This is a genomic window from Siminovitchia thermophila, assembly GCF_016909185.1.
In the GTDB taxonomy this organism is placed as follows: Bacteria; Bacillota; Bacilli; order Bacillales; family Bacillaceae_C; genus Siminovitchia; species Siminovitchia thermophila.
In genome coordinates this window covers 1-22,709 of record NZ_JAFBFH010000028.1, presented here as the reverse complement: position 1 = coordinate 22,709, position 22,709 = coordinate 1, and the positions used below count along the sequence as shown (strand labels likewise).

Annotated in this window: 22 protein-coding genes and 1 other RNA gene; 21 read left to right on the top strand and 2 right to left on the bottom strand. The window is 43.4% G+C overall.

Going from position 1 to position 22,709, the window contains the following annotated elements; genetic code table 11:
* Positions 1-79: 79 nt before the first annotated feature.
* A non-coding RNA gene (ssrS, locus tag JOC94_RS16790) (6S RNA) lies at positions 80-266 on the top strand.
* Between the two features lie 289 nt (positions 267-555).
* Complete coding sequence (locus tag JOC94_RS16785; RefSeq protein WP_077110550.1) at positions 556-1,320, top strand: tRNA threonylcarbamoyladenosine dehydratase; 765 nt, start codon at positions 556-558, stop codon at positions 1,318-1,320.
* 42 nt (positions 1,321-1,362) lie between these two features.
* Here JOC94_RS16785 and JOC94_RS16780 read toward each other — a convergent pair whose 3' ends face one another.
* Complete coding sequence (locus tag JOC94_RS16780) at positions 1,363-2,631, bottom strand: replication-associated recombination protein A (protein WP_077110718.1); 1,269 nt, start codon at positions 2,629-2,631, stop codon at positions 1,363-1,365.
* 119 nt (positions 2,632-2,750) lie between these two features.
* Here JOC94_RS16780 and JOC94_RS16775 point away from each other — a divergent pair, with 119 nt between their 5' ends.
* The 19 genes from JOC94_RS16775 to mtnN all read left to right on the top strand — a co-directional run bounded on the left by JOC94_RS16775 (position 2,751) and on the right by mtnN (position 22,242).
* Positions 2,751-3,419 (top strand): YczE/YyaS/YitT family protein, encoded by a 669-nt coding sequence (locus JOC94_RS16775; protein WP_077110552.1) that lies wholly within the window; start codon positions 2,751-2,753, stop codon positions 3,417-3,419.
* Positions 3,416-3,835, top strand: coding sequence for a cysteine metabolism transcriptional regulator CymR (cymR, locus tag JOC94_RS16770; protein ID WP_077110554.1), 420 nt, complete (start codon positions 3,416-3,418; stop codon positions 3,833-3,835). Before JOC94_RS16775 ends, cymR begins: the two co-directional genes overlap by 4 nt.
* 21 nt (positions 3,836-3,856) lie before the next feature.
* The gene (locus tag JOC94_RS16765; protein WP_077110556.1) at positions 3,857-5,005 is read left to right on the top strand and encodes a cysteine desulfurase family protein; all 1,149 of its coding nucleotides are present in this window, start codon (positions 3,857-3,859) and stop codon (positions 5,003-5,005) included.
* A 14-nt stretch (positions 5,006-5,019) separates the two neighbouring features.
* On the top strand, positions 5,020-6,135 hold the full coding sequence (gene mnmA / locus JOC94_RS16760; RefSeq protein ID WP_077110558.1) for a tRNA 2-thiouridine(34) synthase MnmA: 1,116 nt from the start codon (positions 5,020-5,022) through the stop codon (positions 6,133-6,135).
* 74 nt (positions 6,136-6,209) lie between these two features.
* Complete coding sequence (locus JOC94_RS16755; protein ID WP_077110560.1) at positions 6,210-6,872, top strand: tetratricopeptide repeat protein; 663 nt, start codon at positions 6,210-6,212, stop codon at positions 6,870-6,872.
* A 29-nt stretch (positions 6,873-6,901) separates the two neighbouring features.
* Complete coding sequence (recD2, locus tag JOC94_RS16750; protein ID WP_077110562.1) at positions 6,902-9,298, top strand: SF1B family DNA helicase RecD2; 2,397 nt, start codon at positions 6,902-6,904, stop codon at positions 9,296-9,298.
* 39 nt (positions 9,299-9,337) lie between these two features.
* Complete coding sequence (locus tag JOC94_RS16745) at positions 9,338-9,868, top strand: PRC-barrel domain-containing protein (protein WP_077110564.1); 531 nt, start codon at positions 9,338-9,340, stop codon at positions 9,866-9,868.
* A complete protein-coding gene (locus JOC94_RS23005) occupies positions 9,828-10,016 on the top strand; it encodes a hypothetical protein (protein ID WP_077110566.1) in 189 nt (62 codons plus the stop codon). Before JOC94_RS16745 ends, JOC94_RS23005 begins: the two co-directional genes overlap by 41 nt.
* 456 nt (positions 10,017-10,472) lie before the next feature.
* Positions 10,473-11,543, top strand: a complete 1,071-nt coding sequence (locus JOC94_RS16740) for an AI-2E family transporter (RefSeq protein ID WP_077110568.1) — start codon at positions 10,473-10,475, stop codon at positions 11,541-11,543.
* Positions 11,544-11,871: 328 nt separating this feature from the next.
* On the top strand, positions 11,872-14,499 hold the full coding sequence (alaS, locus tag JOC94_RS16735) for an alanine--tRNA ligase (protein WP_077110570.1): 2,628 nt from the start codon (positions 11,872-11,874) through the stop codon (positions 14,497-14,499).
* A 71-nt stretch (positions 14,500-14,570) separates the two neighbouring features.
* On the top strand, positions 14,571-14,840 hold the full coding sequence (locus tag JOC94_RS16730) for an IreB family regulatory phosphoprotein (protein ID WP_077110572.1): 270 nt from the start codon (positions 14,571-14,573) through the stop codon (positions 14,838-14,840).
* Positions 14,841-15,266: a Holliday junction resolvase RuvX gene (ruvX, locus tag JOC94_RS16725; protein ID WP_077110573.1), complete on the top strand. Its 426-nt coding sequence runs from the start codon at positions 14,841-14,843 to the stop codon at positions 15,264-15,266. It abuts the gene before it with no gap.
* A gap of 5 nt (positions 15,267-15,271) precedes the next feature.
* Positions 15,272-15,556 (top strand): DUF1292 domain-containing protein, encoded by a 285-nt coding sequence (locus JOC94_RS16720; protein ID WP_077110575.1) that lies wholly within the window; start codon positions 15,272-15,274, stop codon positions 15,554-15,556.
* A 922-nt stretch (positions 15,557-16,478) separates the two neighbouring features.
* Positions 16,479-17,585, top strand: a complete 1,107-nt coding sequence (mltG, locus tag JOC94_RS16715; RefSeq protein WP_205179938.1) for an endolytic transglycosylase MltG — start codon at positions 16,479-16,481, stop codon at positions 17,583-17,585.
* Between the two features lie 12 nt (positions 17,586-17,597).
* The gene (locus tag JOC94_RS16710) at positions 17,598-18,233 is read left to right on the top strand and encodes an O-methyltransferase (RefSeq protein ID WP_077110577.1); all 636 of its coding nucleotides are present in this window, start codon (positions 17,598-17,600) and stop codon (positions 18,231-18,233) included.
* Between the two features lie 181 nt (positions 18,234-18,414).
* Positions 18,415-18,891, top strand: coding sequence for a transcription elongation factor GreA (gene greA, locus JOC94_RS16705; RefSeq protein WP_077110579.1), 477 nt, complete (start codon positions 18,415-18,417; stop codon positions 18,889-18,891).
* A 174-nt stretch (positions 18,892-19,065) separates the two neighbouring features.
* The gene (locus tag JOC94_RS16700; protein WP_077110581.1) at positions 19,066-20,829 is read left to right on the top strand and encodes a peptidoglycan D,D-transpeptidase FtsI family protein; all 1,764 of its coding nucleotides are present in this window, start codon (positions 19,066-19,068) and stop codon (positions 20,827-20,829) included.
* Between the two features lie 62 nt (positions 20,830-20,891).
* Positions 20,892-21,527 (top strand): YrrS family protein, encoded by a 636-nt coding sequence (locus JOC94_RS16695; protein ID WP_077110583.1) that lies wholly within the window; start codon positions 20,892-20,894, stop codon positions 21,525-21,527.
* A 22-nt stretch (positions 21,528-21,549) separates the two neighbouring features.
* Complete coding sequence (gene mtnN / locus JOC94_RS16690; RefSeq protein ID WP_077110585.1) at positions 21,550-22,242, top strand: 5'-methylthioadenosine/S-adenosylhomocysteine nucleosidase; 693 nt, start codon at positions 21,550-21,552, stop codon at positions 22,240-22,242.
* Between the two features lie 132 nt (positions 22,243-22,374).
* Here mtnN and JOC94_RS16685 read toward each other — a convergent pair.
* Positions 22,375-22,709: hypothetical protein (locus tag JOC94_RS16685; protein ID WP_205179935.1), on the bottom strand; the 335-nt coding region annotated here is incomplete at its 5' end.

Below are 22,709 nucleotides of genomic sequence, written 5' to 3'. Positions count from 1 at the left end.
CGGACTAGAAGATGACACATTTCCCATTTGTTTTTAATTGATATATTTAAAGCCCTGTGTTAGTATTTATTCAACAAGGAAAGTCCTGATGTGTTCGTCTCCATACCTTATCGTTTTGACCGACAAGTTTTAAATACGGGAGCCTGGCGTTTCCCGGCTGATGGCAAGCCTTTGTGAAAAGGAAGCTTGAAGCCTGGAACAGGGCACCCACCTGCCGAGAGCGGGTTCAAAACAAAGGATTCAAAGACGGCACGATTGGGACTTTTCGTTTTATATGGAAAAAGATCAGCAACCGGTAAGAAGCCTTGCCGGTTGTTTTTTATTGCAGAGAATAATAGGCAATTTCCCAGCCGCTAGCGGGGGCGGCATTCAGACGCGGGAAAGGGTTAAAGGAGATTAGTTTGGTTCAACAGATTTTTTGGAAATAATACATCTAGCCCATATAGACAGACGGGCTTTTTTGTTTTGAATCAATACCGTCTTCTCATTTTCTTGCCAGCAAACCGATTTTCCATTATTCTTATTCCGAGTTCTATACAATTGGAGTTGATGATGATGTTGCACCAGTTTTCCCGTAATGAATTGGCCATCGGCAAAGAGGGGCTTGATATTTTAAAAAACAGTTCCGTTGCCGTTTTGGGAATTGGCGGGGTAGGGTCTTTTTCAGCAGAAGCGTTGGCACGGTCCGGCGTGGGGAAATTAATTTTGGTTGATAAAGATGTTGTGGATATTACGAATGTAAACAGGCAAATTATTGCTCTTTTATCAACGGTGGGGCAGTCCAAGGCAGAATTAATGAAAGAGCGGATTAAAGATATCAATCCTGAATGTGAAGTTATCGCCTTAAATATGTTTTACACGGAAGAAACGTATGAAAAATTTTTTCAGCAGCCATTAGATTTTGTTGTAGATGCTTCAGATACAATTTCTTATAAAATCCATTTAATGAAAGAGTGCCTAAAGAGGAATGTGCCTATGATTTCCAGTATGGGTGCGGCGAATAAGATGGACCCAACAAGATTTATGATTAAGGATATTTCAGACACACATACGGACCCGATTGCAAAGGTCATTCGGACAAGGCTTAGAAAAGAAGGGATTCAAAAAGGGATCCCGGTCGTCTTTTCTGATGAAAGTCCCATCGTAGCACGGGAAGAGGTACTTGAGGAGGTAGGCAATGAGCAATCAGATATTCGAAAAGCTAAAATGCCCCCTTCTTCCAATGCGTTCGTACCGTCGACAGTAGGGTTAATCATGGCCAGTTACGTTGTCCGGCAATTATTAAAGGACATTCACATTCATCGGGTTCATGATGGGTAAAAATAAAAAAATGAAACGGGACGTCAAGCAACAGCGTCCCGTTTAGGCTTTATTAATTTTTTCATATATGGTCGCGAGAGTTTGTTCAAACTTTCCTGTCTTTTTTGGCTTATAGTATGTTTTATTCATTAGTTTGTCCGGCAAATATTGCTGTTTTACCCAGCCCGATTCGTAATCGTGCGGATATTTATAATCCAGACCCCGTCCCAAAGCTTTCGCCCCTTTATAATGGGCGTCTTTCAGGTGAAGCGGCACTTCACCGCTTTTTCCCGTCCGAATATCTTGCAAAGCTTCATCAATAGCTTTGTAGGCGGAATTTGATTTAGGGGATAGGCATAATTCAATTACTGCATTGGCGAGCGGGATTCTCGCCTCGGGGAAGCCGATTTTTTCGGCCGTCATAATAGCAGCCAATGTCCTCTGGCCCGCTTGGGGGCTGGCAAGGCCGATGTCCTCATAGGCAATGACAAGGAGCCTTCTGGAAATGCTCGGCAAATCACCCGCTTCGATCAATCTGCCCAAATAATGCAGGGCGGCATTTGTGTCACTTCCCCGAATTGATTTTTGCAAAGCACTTAAAACATCATAGTGAGCATCGCCATTTTTATCATGGGCAAGGCTTTTTTTCTGAAGGCATTCCTCAGCGATTTCGCGTGTGATATGGATGACGCCGTCGTTGGAAGGCTCCGTCGAAAGAACGGCAAGCTCGAGTGCATTCAAGGCACTTCTTGCATCACCGTTGCAGGCGGCGGCAAAGTGATTCAAGGCATCATCATTCACGGAAATATCATATTGGCCGAGTCCTCGCTCTTTGTCATGAAGCGCCTGATGCAATGCTTTCTTCATATCCTGTTCTGTTAAAGGAAAAAGCTCAAAGATTTGGCAACGGCTTCTGATGGCCGGATTAATCGCATGATATGGATTGCTTGTTGTTGCGCCAATTAGTATGATCATGCCATTTTCGAGATATGGCAAAAGAAAATCTTGTTTTGCTTTATCCAAGCGGTGCACTTCATCAAGAAGCAAAATGACTTTTCCGCTCATTTTCGCTTCGGCCGCAACGATTTCCATATCTTTTTTGTTATTTGTAACGGCGTTTAGGGATCGGAACGCATACTTGGTGCTTCCGGCAATCGCATTGGCAATTGATGTTTTACCGATCCCGGGCGGGCCATATAAAATCATGGAGGACAACTGTTTTGCCTTTACCATTCTGGCGATGATCTTTCCTTCGCCGACAAGATGTTCTTGTCCGATTACCTCTGTGATTTCACGAGGCCTCATTCGAAAGGCCAATGGCTGTGTACTCATATTATCCACTCCAAACTCCCGTTCTGTTTTCGATATTTCTATCATATCAAATCACCGCCAAATATGCATATTGAATATTGGTTATGATATAATGGAGCAATGCAAAGGGGTTTCGGTATATGCGTAAATCAGATCATCTGCTCGCCCGTTTTTTCATTTTTACGTTCGGACTTCTCATTATGTCGTTAGGGATCGTACTAATCATTGTGTCCGACTTTGGAGCTTCACCGTGGGACGTGCTTCATGTCGGCCTCTATTATCAATTGGGGCTTTCGATTGGAACGTGGAGCGTTATTGTGGGATTTGCGATTTTAGGAGCCTCTGGAATCATGATGCGTGAGTGGCCCAAGCTTGGGGCTTATTTAAATATGATTCTCGTTGGTCTTTATATTGATATGTTGATGATGCTTCCTTTTTTAACAGAGCCACAAGGCTGGATGGGAAAAATCATCATGTTCATTGTGGGAATGATCATTTACTCCTACGGGATGGGGATGTACTTATCTGCTGAACTCGGGGCTGGCCCAAGGGATAGTTTTATGCTCGCTCTTACGGCCAAAACGAAATGGAAAGTATCCAACGCGAGACGCTTTATGGAAGTCGTCGTTTTAATCATGGGCTGGCTGCTGGGTGGACCCGTGTTTATTGGTACGATCGTTTTCAGTTTGGCTGTCGGGACATTTATTGGTATTGCTTTGCCGCAATGTCGTACACTGACAAACAAATGGGTATATAAAAAATCAGAAATACAAATGATGGAAGAAATAAAACGAGGTGCAAGTTTATGAAAATATCGACAAAAGGGCGTTACGGATTAACGATTATGATCGAACTCGCCAAAAAATTCGGCCAAGGGCCGATTTCTTTAAAATCGATCGCCCAGGCCCATAATCTTTCAGAACACTATTTAGAACAGTTGGCGGGCCCGCTTCGGAATGCGGGACTGGTAAAGAGCGTCAGAGGAGCTTATGGAGGCTATATACTCGCCAAGGAACCGTCAGAAATAACGGCCGGAGACATTATCAGAGTGCTGGAGGGGCCTATCAGCCCGGTTGAAGGCATAGAGGATGAGGAGCCGGCCAAAAGAGAACTATGGATAAGGATCCGGGATGCGGTCAAAGATGTGCTTGACCACACAACGGTGGAAGATTTGGCAAATCATCGAGAAGATAACGATGTACAGCCTTATATGTTTTATATTTAATATTGAAACTGGTGAGAGCGAATGAATAAAATGATCTATTTGGACCATGCGGCAACGACGCCTGTCCATCCCGAAGCGGCAGAGAAGATGTTCACACTGATGAAAGATGTGTACGGAAATCCATCAAGCATCCATACACCGGGAAGGGAAGCGCGTCGTATTTTGGATGAAGCGAGAATGGTGATCGCGCAAACAATTAGCGCGAATGTGAAAGAAATCATCTTTACAAGCGGCGGTACAGAATCCGACAACTTGGCTGTTTTAGGTGCGGCATTGGCAAACCGGGAAAAAGGACAGCACATTATTACAACATCGTTTGAGCACCATGCTGTACTCGATGCCTGTAAGTTTTTGGAACGTGAAGGATTTGACGTCACTTATCTTGATCCCGATATAAACGGGATGATCCACCCTGAAGATGTTAAAAAAGCGCTTCGTGATGACACCATATTAGTCACGATCATGTTTGCCAATAACGAAGTGGGAACTATTCAGCCGATAAAAGAAATCGGAGCGATCCTTTCTGGCCATCAAGCATATTTTCATACGGATGCTGTACAGGCTTATGGGACGGAAAAGCTCAATGTAAACGAACTTCAAGTAGATTTTTTATCAGCATCTTCCCATAAAATCAACGGGCCGAAGGGCGTCGGTTTTCTGTATGTAAAATCGGGAAGCCGCTTGATTCCGAGGCAATATGGAGGAGAACAGGAGCAAAAAAAACGCCCTGGCACGGAAAATCTGGTTTCTATTGCCGGGTTTGCCGAGGCCGCTAAGATTGCTGGTCATTCTTTGAATGAAAGAATTGCTCATTACAGACATTTGAAGGACAGTTTTGTGGAAACCTTCAAAGTGAAAGGGATCGATTTTTTCATTAATGGATCTTTGGAACAGTCCGTACCACATGTTTTGAATGTCAGCTTTCCAGGAACGGATGTCGAGCCGCTTCTGGTAAATCTTGATTTAGCAGGCATCGCCGCTTCAAGTGGATCAGCGTGCACAGCCGGGACGCTTGACCCGTCCCATGTGCTTACAGCCATGTTTGGCAAGGAAAGTGATAGAGTCAATAATTCAGTTCGATTTAGTTTTGGACTGGGAAACACGGTAGAACAAGTGAAAGAAGCGGCCGAAAAAACAGCGGAAATCGTCCGCAAGCTTCTTTCTGATTGAAAGGAAGTATTAGAATGAATAAAGCGCCGGAAGATACACGCGTCGTCGTCGGTATGTCAGGTGGTGTCGACTCATCGGTAGCGGCGCTTTTGTTAAAAGAGCAAGGTTATGATGTCATTGGTGTTTTTATGAAGAATTGGGACGACACCGATGAATTTGGCGTATGTACCGCGACGGAGGATTACAACGACGTCATCAGGGTTGCCAATCAAATCGGCATCCCGTATTATGCAGTGAATTTTGAAAAACAATATTGGGATAAAGTATTTACTTATTTTCTTGATGAATATAAGGCGGGCCGGACACCTAATCCGGACGTCATGTGCAACAAGGAAATTAAATTTAAAGCCTTTTTGGATCACGCCCTGAAACTAGGGGCAGATTATTTGTCAACCGGACATTATGCCCGGGTAGAGCGCAGGGGCGATGAAGTCGTCATGCTTAGGGGAATTGACCAAAATAAAGATCAAACCTATTTTCTGAACCAGCTCAGCCAACAACAATTGCAAAAAGTCATGTTTCCACTAGGCGGGCTGAATAAAAAAGAAGTAAGAGAAATGGCCAAAAAAGCTGGTTTGGCCACCGCTGAAAAAAAAGACAGTACCGGCATCTGCTTTATCGGTGAGCGGAACTTTAAAGAATTCCTTAGCGGTTACCTCCCCGCTCAAAAAGGAAATATGGAAACATTGGATGGTAAAAAGGTCGGCACCCATGACGGTTTAATGTATTATACAATCGGGCAAAGACACGGATTAGGCATCGGAGGCGCGGGCGACCCATGGTTTGTCGTAGGTAAGGACTTAAAACGGAATGTGCTATACGTTGAACAAGGCTTTCATCATCCCGCATTATATTCGGATGCCATTTTGGCCGTTGATGTCAATTGGATATCCGACATTGAAAAGCCCGGGGAATTTTCTTGCACGGCTAAATTCCGTTACCGCCAGCCGGATGAACATGTAACCGTAGTCCGTTTGCCGGGCGAGGAGGCAAAAGTGCTATTTGAAAAACCGGTAAGGGCTGTAACTCCTGGACAGGCCGTCGTTTTTTATGATGGGGAAGTGTGTCTGGGCGGTGGAACGATTGATAAGATTTATCGGAACGATCGCCAGCTTACGTATGTGGGCTGATTGAAAAACCCCTGTCAGCAAAGTGACAGGGGTACATCACTTTATGAAGATTGTAAACGCTTGGAGTGTGACCTATGGATAAAAATATAAAGGGCATTGAGTACTTACAGGAAGGGAAGCTTGAAAAAGCGGTTCAAATGTTTACAGAAGCTATAGAGGAAAATCCCAAGAATGCTGTGGCTTACGTTAATTTTGCCAACGTTCTTCTATCGTTGAACGAGTTTGCGCGGGCAGAACAATTTTTAAAACGGGCTGTTGAACTCGATGAACAAGCATTTGCGGTGTATTACTGTTTTGGGAATTTATATTTTAAGCAGGAGAAATACCGGGAAGCTGCGAATATGTTTCAAAAAGCCATCTCTCTTGGACAAGAGTCCAACGATGTGCACTATATGCTCGGAATGTGCTTTGTGAATATGGGGAGAAGCGAGCTTTCACTTCCTTACTTGCAAAGAAGTGTGGAGTTGGACAGGAAAGATCCAGAGGCAATTTTTCAATATGGACTTGCTTTGGCCCGAGCGGGCGTACTGGAAGAAGCAATTAACCAGTTAAAAACTGTAATAGAACTTGATCCGAATCATGCCGATGCTTTTTATAATCTGGGTGTGGCCTATGCAGGACATTTGAATGATGCGGACAAGGCGATGGAATGTTTTGAACAGGCACTTTCCATTCAGCCGGATCACCTTCTTGCCGCGAACGCCAAAAAAGTCGTTCAGCAAGCCTTGGAACAATAAGAGTACCCTTGAACGAAAGGGAGATCGCCATGAACCAACAGAATTCTCTCGATTTAAGGACGGATGAAGAACATTTTATAAAGGGGCGCCATTTAGTCACTATTTTCCATAATGAGGCGAACTTTTATTCCGTTATCAGAATTCGGGTGGAAGAAACAAACGTCGCATATGAAGAAAAAGAAGCCGTTGTGACGGGTTATTTCCCTAAAATTCATGAACAGGAGACATATCTTTTTTACGGTAACCTAAAAGAACACCCTAAATTTGGTCTTCAGTTTCATGCAAAGCATTTTAAAAAGGAAATTCCGCAAACAAAGCAAGGACTTGTTGCCTATCTTTCAAGCGACCTTTTTAAAGGGATCGGTAAAAAAACGGCCGAACGTATCGTTGAAACACTTGGCGAAAACGCAATTAGCCGCATTTTGGCAGAACCGTCCGTACTGGAAACCATCCCGAGATTGGCTTCTGATACGGCTAAAGATTTGTACGACGCTCTCCTGGAACATCAAGAATTGGAACAAATTATGATCGGGCTCAATCAACATGGTTTTGGACCACAGTTGTCCATGAAAATTTACCAAGCATATAAAGAAAATGCACTGGACATTATTGAGACAAATCCGTATCAATTGATTGCAGATGTGGAGGGGATCGGGTTTGGCCGGGCGGATGAACTCGGGATGCAAATAGGCATTGATGGAGTCCACCCCGACCGGATTAAGGCCGCGTGTCTTTATGCGTTAGAGCAAGATTGTCTGCAAAACGGCCATGTTTATTTAGAGGCGGAAGAGCTTCTGATAAAGGTTAAGAAGCTATTGGAAGACAGCCAACCCGTGGAAATTCCATATGACATGATTAGCCAGTGCTTCATACAGCTTGAAGAAGAAGGGAAAATCATTGGTGAAGAAAAGCGGGTATATATTCCTTCCCTTTATTTTTCCGAAAGAGGGATCATAACAAATATCGAACGCTTGCTTGAGCAAAATCAGTATGCGGAACAATTTCCGGAGTCGGAATTTTTAATGGCGTTGGGCAAGTTGGAGGACAGACTGGGCATCCAGTATGCGCCATCTCAAAAAGAGGCTATTCAAACGGCGCTGACAAGTCCGCTTATGATATTAACCGGGGGACCTGGTACGGGAAAAACAACGGTCATAAAAGGGATTGTGGAATTATATGCCGAGCTTCATGGGTGTTCGCTTGATATACACGCTTATAAAGACCAACCCTTTCCGTTCGTATTAGCCGCCCCGACAGGACGAGCCGCCAAAAGAATGGCAGAATCAACCGGGCTTCCTGCCGTAACAATTCACCGTCTTCTCGGTATGACTGGGCAGGAAAATATGGATGCTGACGGGGATCGGGAAATAGAAGGAAAAATCGTCATCATTGATGAAATGTCCATGGTCGACACGTGGCTTGCCCATCAACTTTTTAAAGCACTTCCGGAAGATATTCAAGTCATCCTTGTGGGAGATGAGGATCAGCTTCCGTCCGTCGGGCCGGGACAAGTTCTTACGGACTTATTGAAGTCTAACATCATTCCGACAGTGGAGCTTACTGACATTTATCGGCAAGCCGACGGCTCCTCGATTATTGAACTGGCCCATACGATCAAAAAGGGAAACATTCCGGAGAAGATCACTGAACCGCAGGCAGACCGTTCTTTTATCAAATGCCAAGGAACTCAAATTAGTGAGGTTGTCGAAAAAGTTGTTCGGAGCGCAGTCAGAAAAGGTTATGCGGCCAAAGATATTCAAGTGCTCGCACCAATGTACCGCGGACCTGCTGGGATTGACCATTTGAACAAAATTTTGCAAAATGTCCTTAATCCGAAAGGAAGCGGCAATAAACGAAAAGAAGTCACATTTGGGGATGTTTCATACCGGATTGGCGACAAGGTGCTTCAACTTGTTAATCAACCGGAGAAAAATGTGTTTAACGGAGATATCGGGGAAATTATTTCGATTTTATACGCAAGAGAAAACGTAGAGAAGCAGGATATGATGATCGTTTCTTTTGAAGGAACAGAAGTCACGTATTATCGCCAGGACTTTAACCAAATCACCCATGCTTTTTGCTGTTCCATCCATAAATCGCAAGGAAGCGAATTTCCCATTGTCATCCTTCCTGTCGTCAAAAGTTATTATCGCATGTTGCGAAGGAATTTATTATATACAGCGATTACCCGAAGCAAAGAATTTCTGATTTTGTGCGGAGAGGAAGAAGCTTTTCGCATGGGCATTTCGAGGGTGGATGATCAGAAGAGACAAACGACTTTGTATGAAAAATTGGCGGCTTCCGCCAGCTTGCCGGTGGATAAAGATAAAACAATAGAACAAGCGGATTTGTCTTTTGAAGAGAAGCTTTTTATGGTTGATCCCATGATCGGCATGGAAAATGTTACGCCTTATGATTTTCTTTAATCGGCAGACAATATAAATGTTCGGAAAGGCGGGTTTACTTTGCGAACATTTTCTTTGTTAAAAGGAAAGCCGGTGTTTGACAATGGCGGGGAGCTGATTGGGGAAGTTTGCGACATTTGTATCGGAGAAGACGGATTGGTAACAGATCTTTTGCTGCTTGGCAAAGGTTTGATCGGAAAAAAGTACCGGCTTCCCATCCAATCTGTTACGTCGTTTGGCAATGACGGGGTCATGATCGACAGTAAAAACAGCCTGGTGAAATATTATGAGCTCCATGATGAATATACGATGCACCATAATCAGCCATTAGCCAAAAAAAATACCTTATCCCAGCAAGGTGACAAACTTGGTCTTCTGGATGATGTATATTTTATGGAAGAAGTGGGCACAATCGTTGGATACGAACTGACAGATGGCTTTTTTTCGGATATTACAGAGGGAAAGCGTGTCATTCGCACGTCACACCCTCCAAAAATCGGAAAGGACGCCATGATCGTGTCGGTAAAAAATCGACGAGGTGGAAAAGCCCATGATGAAATGTCCAAACTGCCAGAGCAAGGACCTGGGTAAAATTGGTGTGAACCAGTATTATTGCTGGAACTGTTTCATCGAGCTGTCCATTGGAAAGCAAATGATATATACTCACCAGGTGGAAGAAGACGGATCTTTAAGTTCTTTAGATGATTTGTTCGATGAACAGCAACGAAAGTTGATTTAGAGGCTGCCGAAAACGGCAGCCTTCTTTTCGTTACATAACTTATGGTGTTGTGAATGGGATCAGTGGCCAGGAGGTCGGAAAAGGGATATGGTATTGCCAAATCAGCTTGCCTACTAGCTAGGAGGGCTAAGTTGAGAGGGATTTTTAACACAAATAATTTTTTGCTATTTCGTATTTGTTTATGTCCCAGTCCCTGTTTCATCCACATGAAGAAAAACGGTGTAATGATTCTAGTGTGGACGGGCCACCAGCTTGAAGCATATTCTAAAGATAAAGTTGCTCCTTGACCATGCCGCAATGCTTTAAAAGAATGAAGGTGCCTGGGACGGCTCCTCGCAATAATCTTGTTCTTTTTTAAGTTTGTCCGCTCCGGCTTTCCTTATCCTTCCTCCTTTTTTCGACATGATGGTTAGAATTGGCCAAAGTCGAAAAACTATTATTAGGGAGGGACATTCGTTGAGGGAACCAAGAACTCGCTTATTATACCAATTCGGCATCATCTTGATCATCTTTGTTCTGCTTTATTTTTTCCTGCTCATCAAACCGCTGTGGAAGCCTTTGCTGACCGTGTTGTGTATTGGGATGCTCCCTTTTGTGGCCGGGGGATTTATTGCTTATTTGCTTTATCCGATAGTCGGGAAACTGGAGCTCCTTGGAATGAACCGGGCTGTGGCCATTAGCTTCATCTATATTTTATTTTTTGGGGGGATCGGCTATGGCCTTTATTTGGGAATTCCGGTATTAATAGGACAGATGCGACACTTTTCCGAACATGTGCCCGAGCTTGTGGATTACTATAAAAGCTTAATCAGAGAGTTGGATGCTTCAACCTCGCGTTGGCCTGACGGGATGAAAAGTGAATTAATGGAGCGGGTGGACAGCTTTGAAGTTTGGATTGGCCAATTTATGGAGAAGGCCATTTCCTCGGTTGTGGGCCTCGTCAACTACGTGATCGTTTTGGCTGTGATTCCTTTTATTTCGTTTTATTTTCTGAAAGATTTGGAACTTGTCAAAAAAGCGGCATGGTATATGACTCCTAAGAAGTGGCGGAATAATGCCCAGGTATTTTTGTCGGCGGTAAATGTGTCACTTGGAGGATATATACGCGGACAATTGCTTGTCTGTTTTATCCTTGGGATCATTTCCAGTCTCCTGTTTTGGTTGATAGGCCTTGATTATCCCATTATGCTCGGTTTAATCATTGCTTTTACAAACATTATTCCCTATTTTGGAGCAGTGATCGGAGCGGTGCCCGTCTTGGCCATTGCACTCATGTCATCAATCAAACAAGCGGCGTTTGCCTTGGGAATCGTCATGTTGCTGCAATTCTTGGAGGGGAATGTTTTATCGCCGTATATTGTTGGTAAATCAATCAATATTCATCCACTTTTTATTATTGCCGCGCTCATTATCGGCGGTGAAGCGGGCGGGCTATGGGGTATGCTTCTTGCTGTGCCGTTGTTGGCCGTGTTAAAAGTGGCGATCATTCATACCCGCGATTATCTTATCCATTCAAGATCAACTTAGAATTGACAAATCGATCTTCCATTCTCTATAATTTCTGTAACAATCAAAATGAAAAATCAATGAGGGATCCATTCTTGTTGCTGACCATCTGAGCAGGTTGAAATCTGCGTAAGAGAGGAATTTCCGAGGCTGAAAGAAATTCCAGATGAAGGGCGACAATGAGCCAATCCCGAGAGCAGCTAATCACTGCCGTAAACCGCGTTAAGGTACCAAGAGATGTCAAACAAGTGAATTGGTTTGATAATCAGGGTGGTACCGTGACGAAGCTTCGCCCCTGTATGGGGAGAAGTTTTTTTATTTTTTATGAAAATAATTTGGAGGTATTAACATGAAAACGTTGACCGGGTCGCAAATAAGACAAATGTTCCTTGATTTTTTCCAAGAGAAAGGACATAAAGTGGAGCCTAGCGCTTCACTTATCCCCCACGATGATCCTTCTTTACTGTGGATTAATAGTGGGGTAGCCACATTGAAAAAATATTTTGATGGCAGGGAAATCCCCGAAAATCCGCGAATTGTCAATGCCCAAAAGTCCATTCGAACGAATGATATTGAAAATGTCGGAAAAACAGCCAGACACCACACCTTTTTTGAAATGCTGGGCAACTTCTCGATTGGCGATTACTTTAAAAAAGAAGCGATCGAATGGGCCTGGGAATTTTTAACGAGTGAAAAATGGATCGGTTTTGAAGATGAAAAATTGTCAGTGACCATTCACCCGGAAGATGATGAGGCTTTTGAGATTTGGAACAAACATGTCGGACTTCCAAAGGAAAGGATCATTCGCTTGAAAGAAAACTTCTGGGATATTGGAGAAGGACCAAGCGGTCCGAACTCTGAGATTTTTTATGACCGTGGACCAGAATATGGAGATGATCCAAATGATCCTGAATTATATCCAGGAGGGGAGAATGAGCGCTATCTGGAGATTTGGAATTTGGTTTTTTCCCAATTCAACCACAACCCTGATGGCACCTATACACCGCTTCCGAAAAAAAATATTGATACGGGGATGGGCTTGGAGCGCATCGTGTCCGTTGTTCAAAATGTGCCGACCAACTTTGATACAGACTTATTTATCCCAATTATTCGGGAAACCGAAAAGCTATCCGGACAGGCGTATGGGAAGGAAAAAGATAAGGACACCGCTTTTAAAGTCATTTCGGACCATGTCAGAACAGTTGTTTTTGCTGTTTCCGATGGCGCGCTTCCTTCAAATGAGGGAAGGGGATATGTGTTGAGAAGGCTGCTCCGAAGGGCAGTCCGATACGGAAAGGAAATCAATATTGATAAGCCTTTTATGTACAAGCTCGTACCCATTGTCGGCGACATCATGAAAGATTATTATCCGGATGTGTTACAAAATACGGAGTTCATTCAACGCGTCATCCAGAACGAGGAGGAACGTTTCCACGAAACGTTAAACGAAGGATTGGAGATATTTTCCTCACTCATTCAAAGAGCAAAAGCGGAAGGAAAAGACACGATACCGGGAGAAGAAGTGTTTAGATTATATGACACTTACGGATTTCCAGTGGAACTAACGGAAGAGTATGCAGAAGAAGAGAAAATGAAGGTGGACCATGAAGGGTTTGAAAAGGCAATGGCTGAGCAAAGGGAAAGGGCCCGTTCAGCCCGGCAGGAAGCAGAATCCATGCAGGTTCAATCAGGAGTTCTTGGTGAACTGAAGGTAGCAAGCGAGTTTGTCGGCTACGATACGCTTCAAGTGAAAACGAACGTTGAAGCAATTGTAAAAGAAGGCGAACTTGTAGAGGAAGCTCGTGCGGGGGAAACTGTACAATTTATTTTAACAAAAACACCATTTTATGCGGAAAGCGGCGGACAAATTGCCGATGAAGGAATAGTCGTCGGAGAAGGCCTGAAAGTAAAAGTATCGGAGGTCAAAAAAGCGCCAAACGGACAACATCTTCATACCGGTGTCATAGAAGAAGGAACGCTTCAAAAAGGCTTGGAAGTGCTGGCTGTCATTGATGAGCAGATGAGACGGCAAGTGATTAAAAATCATACCGCCACCCATCTGTTGCATAAGGCATTGAAAGATGTCCTAGGCAAACATGTCAATCAGGCGGGATCTTATGTGGGACCTGACCGCCTACGCTTTGACTTCTCGCATTTTGGAGCCGTTACGGAAGAGGAACTTGAAAAAGTTGAAACGCTCGTGAATGAAAACATTTGGACAAATGACCCTGTTCATATTTCATATAAAAGTCTGGAAGAAGCGAAGAAGATGGGAGCAATGGCTCTTTTTGGAGAAAAATACGGAGATACGGTCCGGGTTGTGCAGGCGGGAGAAAGCCTGGAATTATGCGGTGGCTGTCACGTATCGAATACAGCCGAAATCGGGCTCTTTAAAATCGTTGTTGAAAGCGGCATTGGCGCAGGCATCAGGAGAATAGAAGCCGTTACAGGTGAACATGCCTACCGTTACATGAACGGGCAGATACAAAAGCTTCGGATGATTGCCGACATGCTGAAAACGAAGCCGGGCAATGCTGTCGAAAGAACCCAAATCCTGTTAAATGACCTTAAGGAGCTTCAGCGGGAAAATGAATCTCTTACAGATAAATTGGCCCATTTGGAAGCGGGAAGCTTGTTGGACAAGGCAGTCGAAGTGAATGGCATACAAGTGATCGCCAGCAAAGTTCAAGGCGCCGATATGAACGCGTTAAGAAGTATGGCAGACGATTTGAAACAACAGCTTGGTTCAGGTATTGTTGTACTCGGATCTGCACAAAATGATAAAGTAAATATCGTTGCCGCCGTTACAAAAGATTTGACAAAAAAATATCATGCGGGGAAACTTGTCAAAGAAGTCGCTTCACGTTGCGGCGGTGGAGGCGGCGGCCGTCCCGATATGGCTCAAGCTGGAGGCAAAAACCCCGGTCAATTGGATGAGGCCTTATCTTTTGTCACGGATTGGATAAAATCCATTTGATTCCAAGTCGAAATCATGTACAATGAAGACAGGTCATTTCATGAACGGCCGCATGAGAGAGGTGTTGTAAAATGGGCTCTTTTGACGAAACGATGAGGTTTAATTTTCAAGAGGATCCAATGGACCATGATGTCAAAGGTGTTTTGCTCCATGTGTACGGGGCGCTTCAGGAGAAAGGTTACAATCCAATTAACCAAATCGTCGGATACTTGCTTTCCGGGGATCCGGCCTATATCCCCAGGCATCAGGATGCTCGGAATATTATGAGAAAATTGGAACGTGACGAGATCATTGAAGAGCTGGTCAAGTCGTATTTAACACAACATCGTGAGGGAAAATAAATGCGAGTGATGGGCCTCGATGTTGGCTCCAAGACAGTTGGCGTGGCCATTAGTGACGAAATGGGATGGACTGCCCAGGGAGTTGAAACAATATCGATCAATGAAGAAAAAAACATGTTTGGATTTAAGCGGATTGGTGAAATTATTAAAGAATACGGTGTTGAGAAAATCATCGTGGGCCTGCCAAAAAATATGAATAACACAATTGGTCCTCGTGGTGAGGCAACCAAAGCCTATGCTGATCTTCTCGCCGAAAAATTTCAACTGCCTGTAATCCTTTGGGATGAGCGCCTGAGTACGATGGCCGCCGAAAGAGTTTTGCTTGAAGCGGACGTAAGCAGAAAGAAGAGGAAAAAAGTGATTGATAAAATGGCCGCAACCATGATCCTGCAAAATTTCTTGGACAGCCAACAAATAATGAGGTGAAAAAAATGGAAAATGATGAAAAATATTTTACTGTCGTAGATGAACAAGGAAATGAAGAATTGCATGAAATTCTATTTACATTTGACTCTGATGAATTTAACAAGTCATATGTGCTGTATTTTCCGGTAGATACTGAAGAGAACGAAACCGAGGAAATTGAAATTCATGCTTCCGCTTTTGTTCCCAATGAAGAAGGCGAAGAAGGAAGCCTGCAGCCCATTGAAACAGAAGAAGAATGGGATATGATCGAAGAAATGCTAAACACTTTTCTTGCTGAAGAGGAAGAGTGAGTGTTATCTATAACAAACCGATCCCGTTAACGGGATCGGTTTTATTCATTTTTATCATATAATGAGGCAATTAGGATGTGACGAAATCCAGCTTCGAAAGACAGTATACCCATATGTAGGTGAATCATCTGACCAGTAGGGCTTTAACAGTAAATGATCGTACAAAGAAAAGGTGCAAGCTTTTTCGAGAATGTCGCGGGTTGAGTCTGCCTCCGGAGAGTACGTCCCTATGGTGAATCATCTGACCAGTAGGGCTTTAACAGTAAATGATTGCACAAAGAAAAGGTGCAAGCTGTTCGAGAATGTCGCAGGTTGAGTCTGCCTCCGGAGAGTACGTCCCTATGGTGAATCATCTGACCAGTAGGGCTTTAACAGTAAATGATTGCACAAAGAAAAGGTGCAAGCTGTTCGAGAATGTCGCGGGTTGAGTCTGCCTCCGGAGAGTACGTCCCTATGGTGAATCGCCTGTCCAATGTGACCCCCACAGTAAATGATCGTACAAAGGAGAGGCGCAAATTTTTTCAAGAACGTCGCTGTAAACCTGCATGGCAACCAGGAGATACTGTTCAATTGCTTTAGCACAATAAAAGAGCCCTCATCGCAGGCAGGGAACAGGTAAAGCTATTAATGATGTTTGCCCATCGAATAAACTCACTATCAGGAACGCTCCGAGAAGTGCATGTAAAGATTGTGCTCACGATATGTGATGAGAGTCAAGCTGCTTTGCTGGATGTCTGAAAGCCGCCTTCGCCATTTGTTCATGTTTTGCCGGCTTGGCATTTTTTATCCAACTAGATGATAAGAGTGAAAAATAACAAAGTTATTGTATAATAGAAAACGTATAAAAACAGAATACCGGGAGGGGATTCCCGTCGTGAGAAAAGAAGGAACCAAGCTCGATAAAGAAAAAAAGGCGGAATTGATGAGAGAAAATCTGCTAGAAAGAAAAAGTGAGGCGATTATTATTAGAAAAATAGTGGCTATTATCGCTCTTATTACCGTTATTTTGATGACAGTAACCATTCTGGGAGGCATCATTTATATAAAATCAGCCTTAAAACCGGTTGATCCGGAAAACAATAAAACGGTCAAAATTGAGGTTCCCATAGGATCGTCAACATCCACAATTGGACAGACGCTCAAGGAAAAAGGCATTATAAAAAATGCCACCGTCTTTAAATATTATGTCAAATTGAATAATGTTGCCGGTTTTCAAGCGGGTGTTTACGACATGGCGCCATCTATGACACTGAGTGAGATAGCTCAAACACTGCAAACAGGGACATTGGCCCGGGAGGCCATTTTTAAAATAGCTGTCCCGGAAGGGTACCAACTGGAGCAAATTGCCGAATCGATCGAAAAGCATACCGACTACACAAAGAAAGAGATCATGGAGAAACTGGATGATCAAGAAACGATTAAACAGTTACAGGAAAAGTATCCGGATCTTCTGACTGACAGTCTGTTGAATAAAAATATAAAACATCCGCTGGAAGGATATTTGTTTCCTGCGACCTATTCTTATTATGAAGAAAACCCGCCATTGGAATCTATCATTGATCCGATGATCCAAAAAACATACGAAGTAGTAACCAAATATGATGAACAAATGAAAGAAAAAAAGATGGACGTTCACAAATTGCTTACCCTGGCTTCTTTAATTGAAAAAGAGGCAACAGAAAAAGCCGATCGCCACCTTATTTCCAGCGTATTTTATAATCGCATTCAAAAGGATATGCCTCTGCAAACCGACCCGACTGTTTTATATGCATTGGGCGAGCATAAAGAAAGAACGATGTACAAAGATTTGGAGGTCGATTCTCCGTATAATACATACAAGGTGAAAGGCCTCCCACCCGGTCCGATCGCCAATGCGGGAGAAGCTTCCATTAAAGCGGCATTGAACCCCGCCGAAAGCCAATATCTTTATTTCTTGGCGGAATATGGCACAGGGGAAGTTCATTATTCCAAGACATTGGAGGAGCACAATAAGCTGAAGGCGAAGTATATTACGGAAAAAAGAGATTAAGGGGGTTTTTCCATGAATGAAGTCGTCCATCAATATGTGGAATCTTTTCTTCCGCCCAGAAATGAGCTTTTACGGAAAATGGAACGCATTGCAGAAAAAAACAATGTTCCGATCATGGAATTAATGTCTCTTCATGTGATGCTTCAATTTATGAGGATTCAAAATCCGGAACGAATTTTGGAAATAGGAACGGCCATCGGTTATTCCGCTTTAAGAATGGCTTACGCCCTGCCTGATACAAGTATTGTCACAATTGAACTCGATGAGCAGCGGGCAGAGGAAGCTCTAGCAAATATTCGTCTTGCTGGCATGGAAAACAGAATCACGTTGCTCAAGGGAAATGCGTTGGATTTGGTTGATGAGGTGGCGTCATATGCCCCTTTTGACGCCATTTTTATTGATGCGGCGAAGGGCCAATATATGAATTTTTTTAACATGTATAGCACGTTGCTGACAAATGACGGTTGTGTGTATTCAGACAACGTTTTATTCAAAGGACTCGTTGCAAATGACCATGTTGAAAATAAGCGACTAGAAGGAATCGTAAAAAAATTAAAGGAATATAATCAGTCGATAATGGATAAAACAGACTTTATAACGACCATTATTCCGATTGGCGACGGGCTTGCAGTCAGTAAAAAAATTTGAATCCAGGAAACAGGATGATATTTCCTTGAACAAAAATCATTTTTATATTACGATAGCATAGATAATATAATATAAATTGGCAGGAAACGAAGGCGCGCCATTCATTTGGCGCGCTGTCATGTATTAAAAGGACAATTTCCCGGTTATAAAAGGGAAATGAGAAGAATAAGGAGTGAGGGATATGGCAACGGAAAAAGTATTTCCAATGACAAAGGACGGAAAAGAGAAACTTGAAAAAGAACTTGAATATTTAAAATCTGTGAGACGAAAAGAAGTCGTTGAACGGATTAAGGTCGCCAGAAGTTTCGGGGATCTATCCGAAAACTCGGAGTATGATTCGGCAAAAGAAGAGCAAGCGTTTGTCGAGGGGCGGATTACCACGTTGGAGAACATGATCCGCAACGCGAAAATTATTGAAGATGATGAGTTGAATTCAGATCAAGTAACGCTTGGAAAAACGGTAACGTTTATTGAACTTCCCGATGGTGATGAAGAGACGTATACCATTGTGGGCAGCGCGGAAGCGGATCCATTTGAAGGGAAAATTTCCAATGACTCTCCGATTGCCAAGAGCTTAATCGGGCAAAAGGTCAATGATGAAGTAACCGTTCAAACACCGGGTGGTGAAATGCGGGTTCGAATCATCTCGATCAAATAATGGAATGCACGGCAGCTAAAAAAATGGCGGCCGTGTTTTTTTTCATTGAAATGCTTGGTGAACTTCTGGTCGGCAATCGCACCTTGTGTCTAAAGGGTTGGTACCTGCAAAGTTTTCAGATTCAACGGTTATCACATGGATTCCGCGGCAACAATGGGGATGAGGTGCTGTACCATGAAAAAGCGGATTCTAGTCATTGTGATGGCCATATTTTTTATGTTTGCGGTTTTACTGGGAAGGCTTATGCAAATACAATTATTTCAAACGGAACATTTTTCAAAGCATCGTGTTAACCTGATCAGGGAAAGCGTAAAACAGAGGACGTTGGAGCTTGTGCTTGATGATGGACGGGGGCAATTCTTGGATTCGGAAGGAAGCCCGCTCTCGTTTGAAAAGAAAACCGTTCTCGTACTATTCCCTTTCATTAAAACACTTGATTGGAAAAGCGGGGAATTGGCCCAAATTTTAAATATTCCCCAAGCAGAACTTCAAAAGCAGGTGGAATATGCGGAAGAGCCGTTTGTGGCCGGATTGGAACAGCCGTACATTCTGACGGGAAAGCAAACAGAACAAATTGAGCGTTTGGATGTGCCGGGTGTTTTTGCCGTAGAAAAAAAATTCCCTGCTGAAAAACCGCTGGCTGCCCAGTTGATTGGCATTTACGGTGAAAATGAGGAAATGTTCCAAGAACGTTACCCTAAAAAAGATAGATCGAATGTAAAGCTTGGTTTGACCGGCTTACAGAAACAGTTTGATGAATTTTTACTTCCCGAGCGTGAATCAAAACTTGTCTATCATGTGGACGGGATTGGCCACCCATTATTCGGAATTCAAGTAAAATATACGGGAGACGGAAACCCTTTTTACCCTTTGCAAGTGAAAACAACGATTCGTCGCCCATATCAGGAAAAGATAGAAGACTTGCTTGATTTGCACCATATTAAAAAAGGCGGAGCCATTTTGCTCGATGTCCAGACGAATGAAGTTTTAGCGGCGGCTTCGCGGCCACATATTGATCGTAAAACCCCTTTTTCTGATGAAGGCTCGGTGAACTGGATGTTTAAGCAGCTTATCCCTGGATCAGTATTTAAAACAGTCGTAGCGGCCGCTGCGATAGAAGAAGGGCTTGTTAACAAGGAAGAACTATATAATTGCAATGCGGGACTCAGAGGGGAAGCCGCAAGCAGACAACTGGGCAACTTGAATTTTGAGGACAGTTTTGCTCAAAGCTGCAATATTACATTTGCGGAACTGGCATGGAAATTGGTTAAAGAAGATCCCGAAAAATTAGAGGAGTATGCCGAAAAAATGGGTGCCATTGGTTCTGTTTCTTGGGAAGACCAACTTTTTCAGATGGAACATTTTCGACAATTTGACCATGACAATGGAAGAGTTTTCGCAAATGAGGAGAGTAGACGTGATCGCAATTATGTTTTTCAAACTGGTATTGGCCAGCAGGAGGTTCGCTTAACACCCGTTTCGGTGGCAAACATGATGGCGACAATCGCCCGTGGAGGTCAAAAAATGGCCGTTAAGACTGCTTCCGAAATCCAATATGGAAATGGAACGGTGATGGCCACATTTGCTGAAAAAAAATTAAAAGGTAGAGAACTGTCCCCTTATACTGCCATGCAATTACAACAGCTTTTAAGAAAGGTTGTAACAGCACAAAACGGAACGGGGAATGTATTCCAAACTCTGGCTTATGAGGTGGCGGGTAAAAGCGGAACCGCTGAAACTGCCAGGGAGAAAGATGGCGAGCAGTTGCATCACAAATGGTTTGCGGGCTATTTTCCATTTAATAACCCGAAATATGCCCTTGTGGTTGTCAATTTGGATGTCCCTTCAGATGAAGGGGGGATCAATATGCTATTTGGTGATATCGTTTCGATGGTTTACGAGGAGAATAAAGCTCACTCTAATCTTTCAACCCAATAAAAATAATTCACGTATAACTCCGGTCATGATATGATATTGTCAACGAGAAACGGAGGGATACCATGCCGGTTGACTTTAATCAACGTTCACGCTCTGAACTCAGGGCGAAGAGAAGAAAGACAAACATCATTTTAAATACGCTTATCGCGATCGTAATAATTCTTATTCTAATTGTGGGCGGGAGAATTTTTTTCGGCGGGGACAACCCGAATGAACCGGATGTTGCTTCTAATCCGCCAGACTCGAAAAATACAGCTAAGCAAAAGAACAGTGATAAAAAAAATGAACCTGCAGAAGAAAATGAAGCGACAGAAGAAGAACCCGAGGAAGATCCTGAAGAGGAATCCGAAGAAATAATTGAAAAAGAAAGTGATGAACCAAACGTAGAAAAGGTCATCGTTGACCCGAGTTGGGAACCGGTCGGGACAGAACAGGCCAATGGCCATCAGCCATCGTTTAACAAAGGTACAGTGGATTGGAACGAGAAGTTGAATGCAGTTTCCTACGCTGTTAACATTCCGCAAGACAACATGATTCTTTGGTGGATTGAAGGTGGAGCTGACAGGCAAAATCAGGCTATCGCCACAGTGTCAGCCAAGGGCAGTGCGGATACATACAGGGTCTTGATTGAGTGGGTTGATGGTGAAGGCTGGAAGCCGACTGAAGTAAAAAAATTAATACAAAACGATAAGAAATAAGGACAGACGGGAGTATATTTCCATGAAAATAGGAATCATCGGGGCAATGGAAGAGGAAGTTGCCTTATTGCGAAAAAAAGTGGACAATGCAAAAACGGATGTGATCGGCGGTTTCGAATTTACGGAAGGCCTGCTGGCGGGAAAAGAGGCCGTCTTGTTAAAGTCGGGAATTGGAAAAGTAAATGCAGCCATGTCAGCTGCCATTTTATTAGAAAAATATAAGCCTGATGCAGTCATTAATACAGGGTCTGCTGGAGGATACAATCCGAACTTAAACATCGGAGACCTGGTCATATCAAACGAAGTGCGCCACCATGATGTGGATGCTACCGCCTTCGGTTATGAGTATGGACAGGTGCCGCGAATGCCTGCTGCTTTTAAAGCTGATCCGGCTTTAATGGAAGCGGCCCTAAAAGCATCAAAAAAAATAACGGGAATAACTACGGAACAAGGGCTGGTCGCAACCGGAGACTCGTTCATGAGCGACCCGGAAAAGGTAGAATTTGTCCGGGGGAAATTCCCAAATCTGCAGGCGGTTGAAATGGAAGGCGCCGCCATAGCACAAGCGGCTTTCCTATTTAACACGCCGTTTGTAATCATCCGGTCACTGTCTGACATCGCTGGAAAAAAATCTGAAATATCTTTTGATCAATTCATTGAAAGAGCATCGGCCAATTCCGCTGCACTCGTCATTGAAATGATCAAGCTTTTGTAAAAAGGAAATGGGGTTTGATCCAAAGGGGTCGCCCCGTTTTTTATTTTCTCTTTCGGGAGAAACCAAATAAGTATAGCGGCCAAAATGGAAGGTTATTCAGATAACTCATGATGCTTGCCGATTCGATAAATATTATCCAAGTTGGTGTTGGTGCCGAACCTGGGAAGAAAACCCGGTGAATGGCTCAATAAGCTTGGTATATGATGCCTTAATCTCGAAGAACTTTTTGAAGAAAAGATCATCAACATTTGAAATGCGGTGGTGAACATGGAGAGAATCCGGTGTGAATGGCTCGATAATAAGCTTTAGTATATGATGCCTCATCCTCGAAAAGAGGCCGTAGAACCGATCATCAATATTTGGAATACGATCGTGAACATGGAGAGAATCCGGTGTGAATGGCTCGATAATAAGCTTTAGTATATGATGCCTCATCCTCGAAAAGAGGCCGTAGAACCGATCATCAA

Coding starts and splice junctions, on each gene's coding strand:
- JOC94_RS16785 (WP_077110550.1), top strand. CDS start 556: ATGTTGCACCAGTTTTCCCGTAATGAATTGGCCATCGGCAAAGAGGGG.
- JOC94_RS16780 (WP_077110718.1), bottom strand. CDS start 2,631: ATGAGTACACAGCCATTGGCCTTTCGAATGAGGCCTCGTGAAATCACA.
- JOC94_RS16775 (WP_077110552.1), top strand. CDS start 2,751: ATGCGTAAATCAGATCATCTGCTCGCCCGTTTTTTCATTTTTACGTTC.
- cymR (WP_077110554.1), top strand. CDS start 3,416: ATGAAAATATCGACAAAAGGGCGTTACGGATTAACGATTATGATCGAA.
- JOC94_RS16765 (WP_077110556.1), top strand. CDS start 3,857: ATGAATAAAATGATCTATTTGGACCATGCGGCAACGACGCCTGTCCAT.
- mnmA (WP_077110558.1), top strand. CDS start 5,020: ATGAATAAAGCGCCGGAAGATACACGCGTCGTCGTCGGTATGTCAGGT.
- JOC94_RS16755 (WP_077110560.1), top strand. CDS start 6,210: ATGGATAAAAATATAAAGGGCATTGAGTACTTACAGGAAGGGAAGCTT.
- recD2 (WP_077110562.1), top strand. CDS start 6,902: ATGAACCAACAGAATTCTCTCGATTTAAGGACGGATGAAGAACATTTT.
- JOC94_RS23005 (WP_077110566.1), top strand. CDS start 9,828: ATGATGAAATGTCCAAACTGCCAGAGCAAGGACCTGGGTAAAATTGGT.
- alaS (WP_077110570.1), top strand. CDS start 11,872: ATGAAAACGTTGACCGGGTCGCAAATAAGACAAATGTTCCTTGATTTT.
- JOC94_RS16730 (WP_077110572.1), top strand. CDS start 14,571: ATGGGCTCTTTTGACGAAACGATGAGGTTTAATTTTCAAGAGGATCCA.
- ruvX (WP_077110573.1), top strand. CDS start 14,841: ATGCGAGTGATGGGCCTCGATGTTGGCTCCAAGACAGTTGGCGTGGCC.
- JOC94_RS16720 (WP_077110575.1), top strand. CDS start 15,272: ATGGAAAATGATGAAAAATATTTTACTGTCGTAGATGAACAAGGAAAT.
- mltG (WP_205179938.1), top strand. CDS start 16,479: ATGAGAGAAAATCTGCTAGAAAGAAAAAGTGAGGCGATTATTATTAGA.
- JOC94_RS16710 (WP_077110577.1), top strand. CDS start 17,598: ATGAATGAAGTCGTCCATCAATATGTGGAATCTTTTCTTCCGCCCAGA.
- greA (WP_077110579.1), top strand. CDS start 18,415: ATGGCAACGGAAAAAGTATTTCCAATGACAAAGGACGGAAAAGAGAAA.
- JOC94_RS16700 (WP_077110581.1), top strand. CDS start 19,066: ATGAAAAAGCGGATTCTAGTCATTGTGATGGCCATATTTTTTATGTTT.
- JOC94_RS16695 (WP_077110583.1), top strand. CDS start 20,892: ATGCCGGTTGACTTTAATCAACGTTCACGCTCTGAACTCAGGGCGAAG.
- mtnN (WP_077110585.1), top strand. CDS start 21,550: ATGAAAATAGGAATCATCGGGGCAATGGAAGAGGAAGTTGCCTTATTG.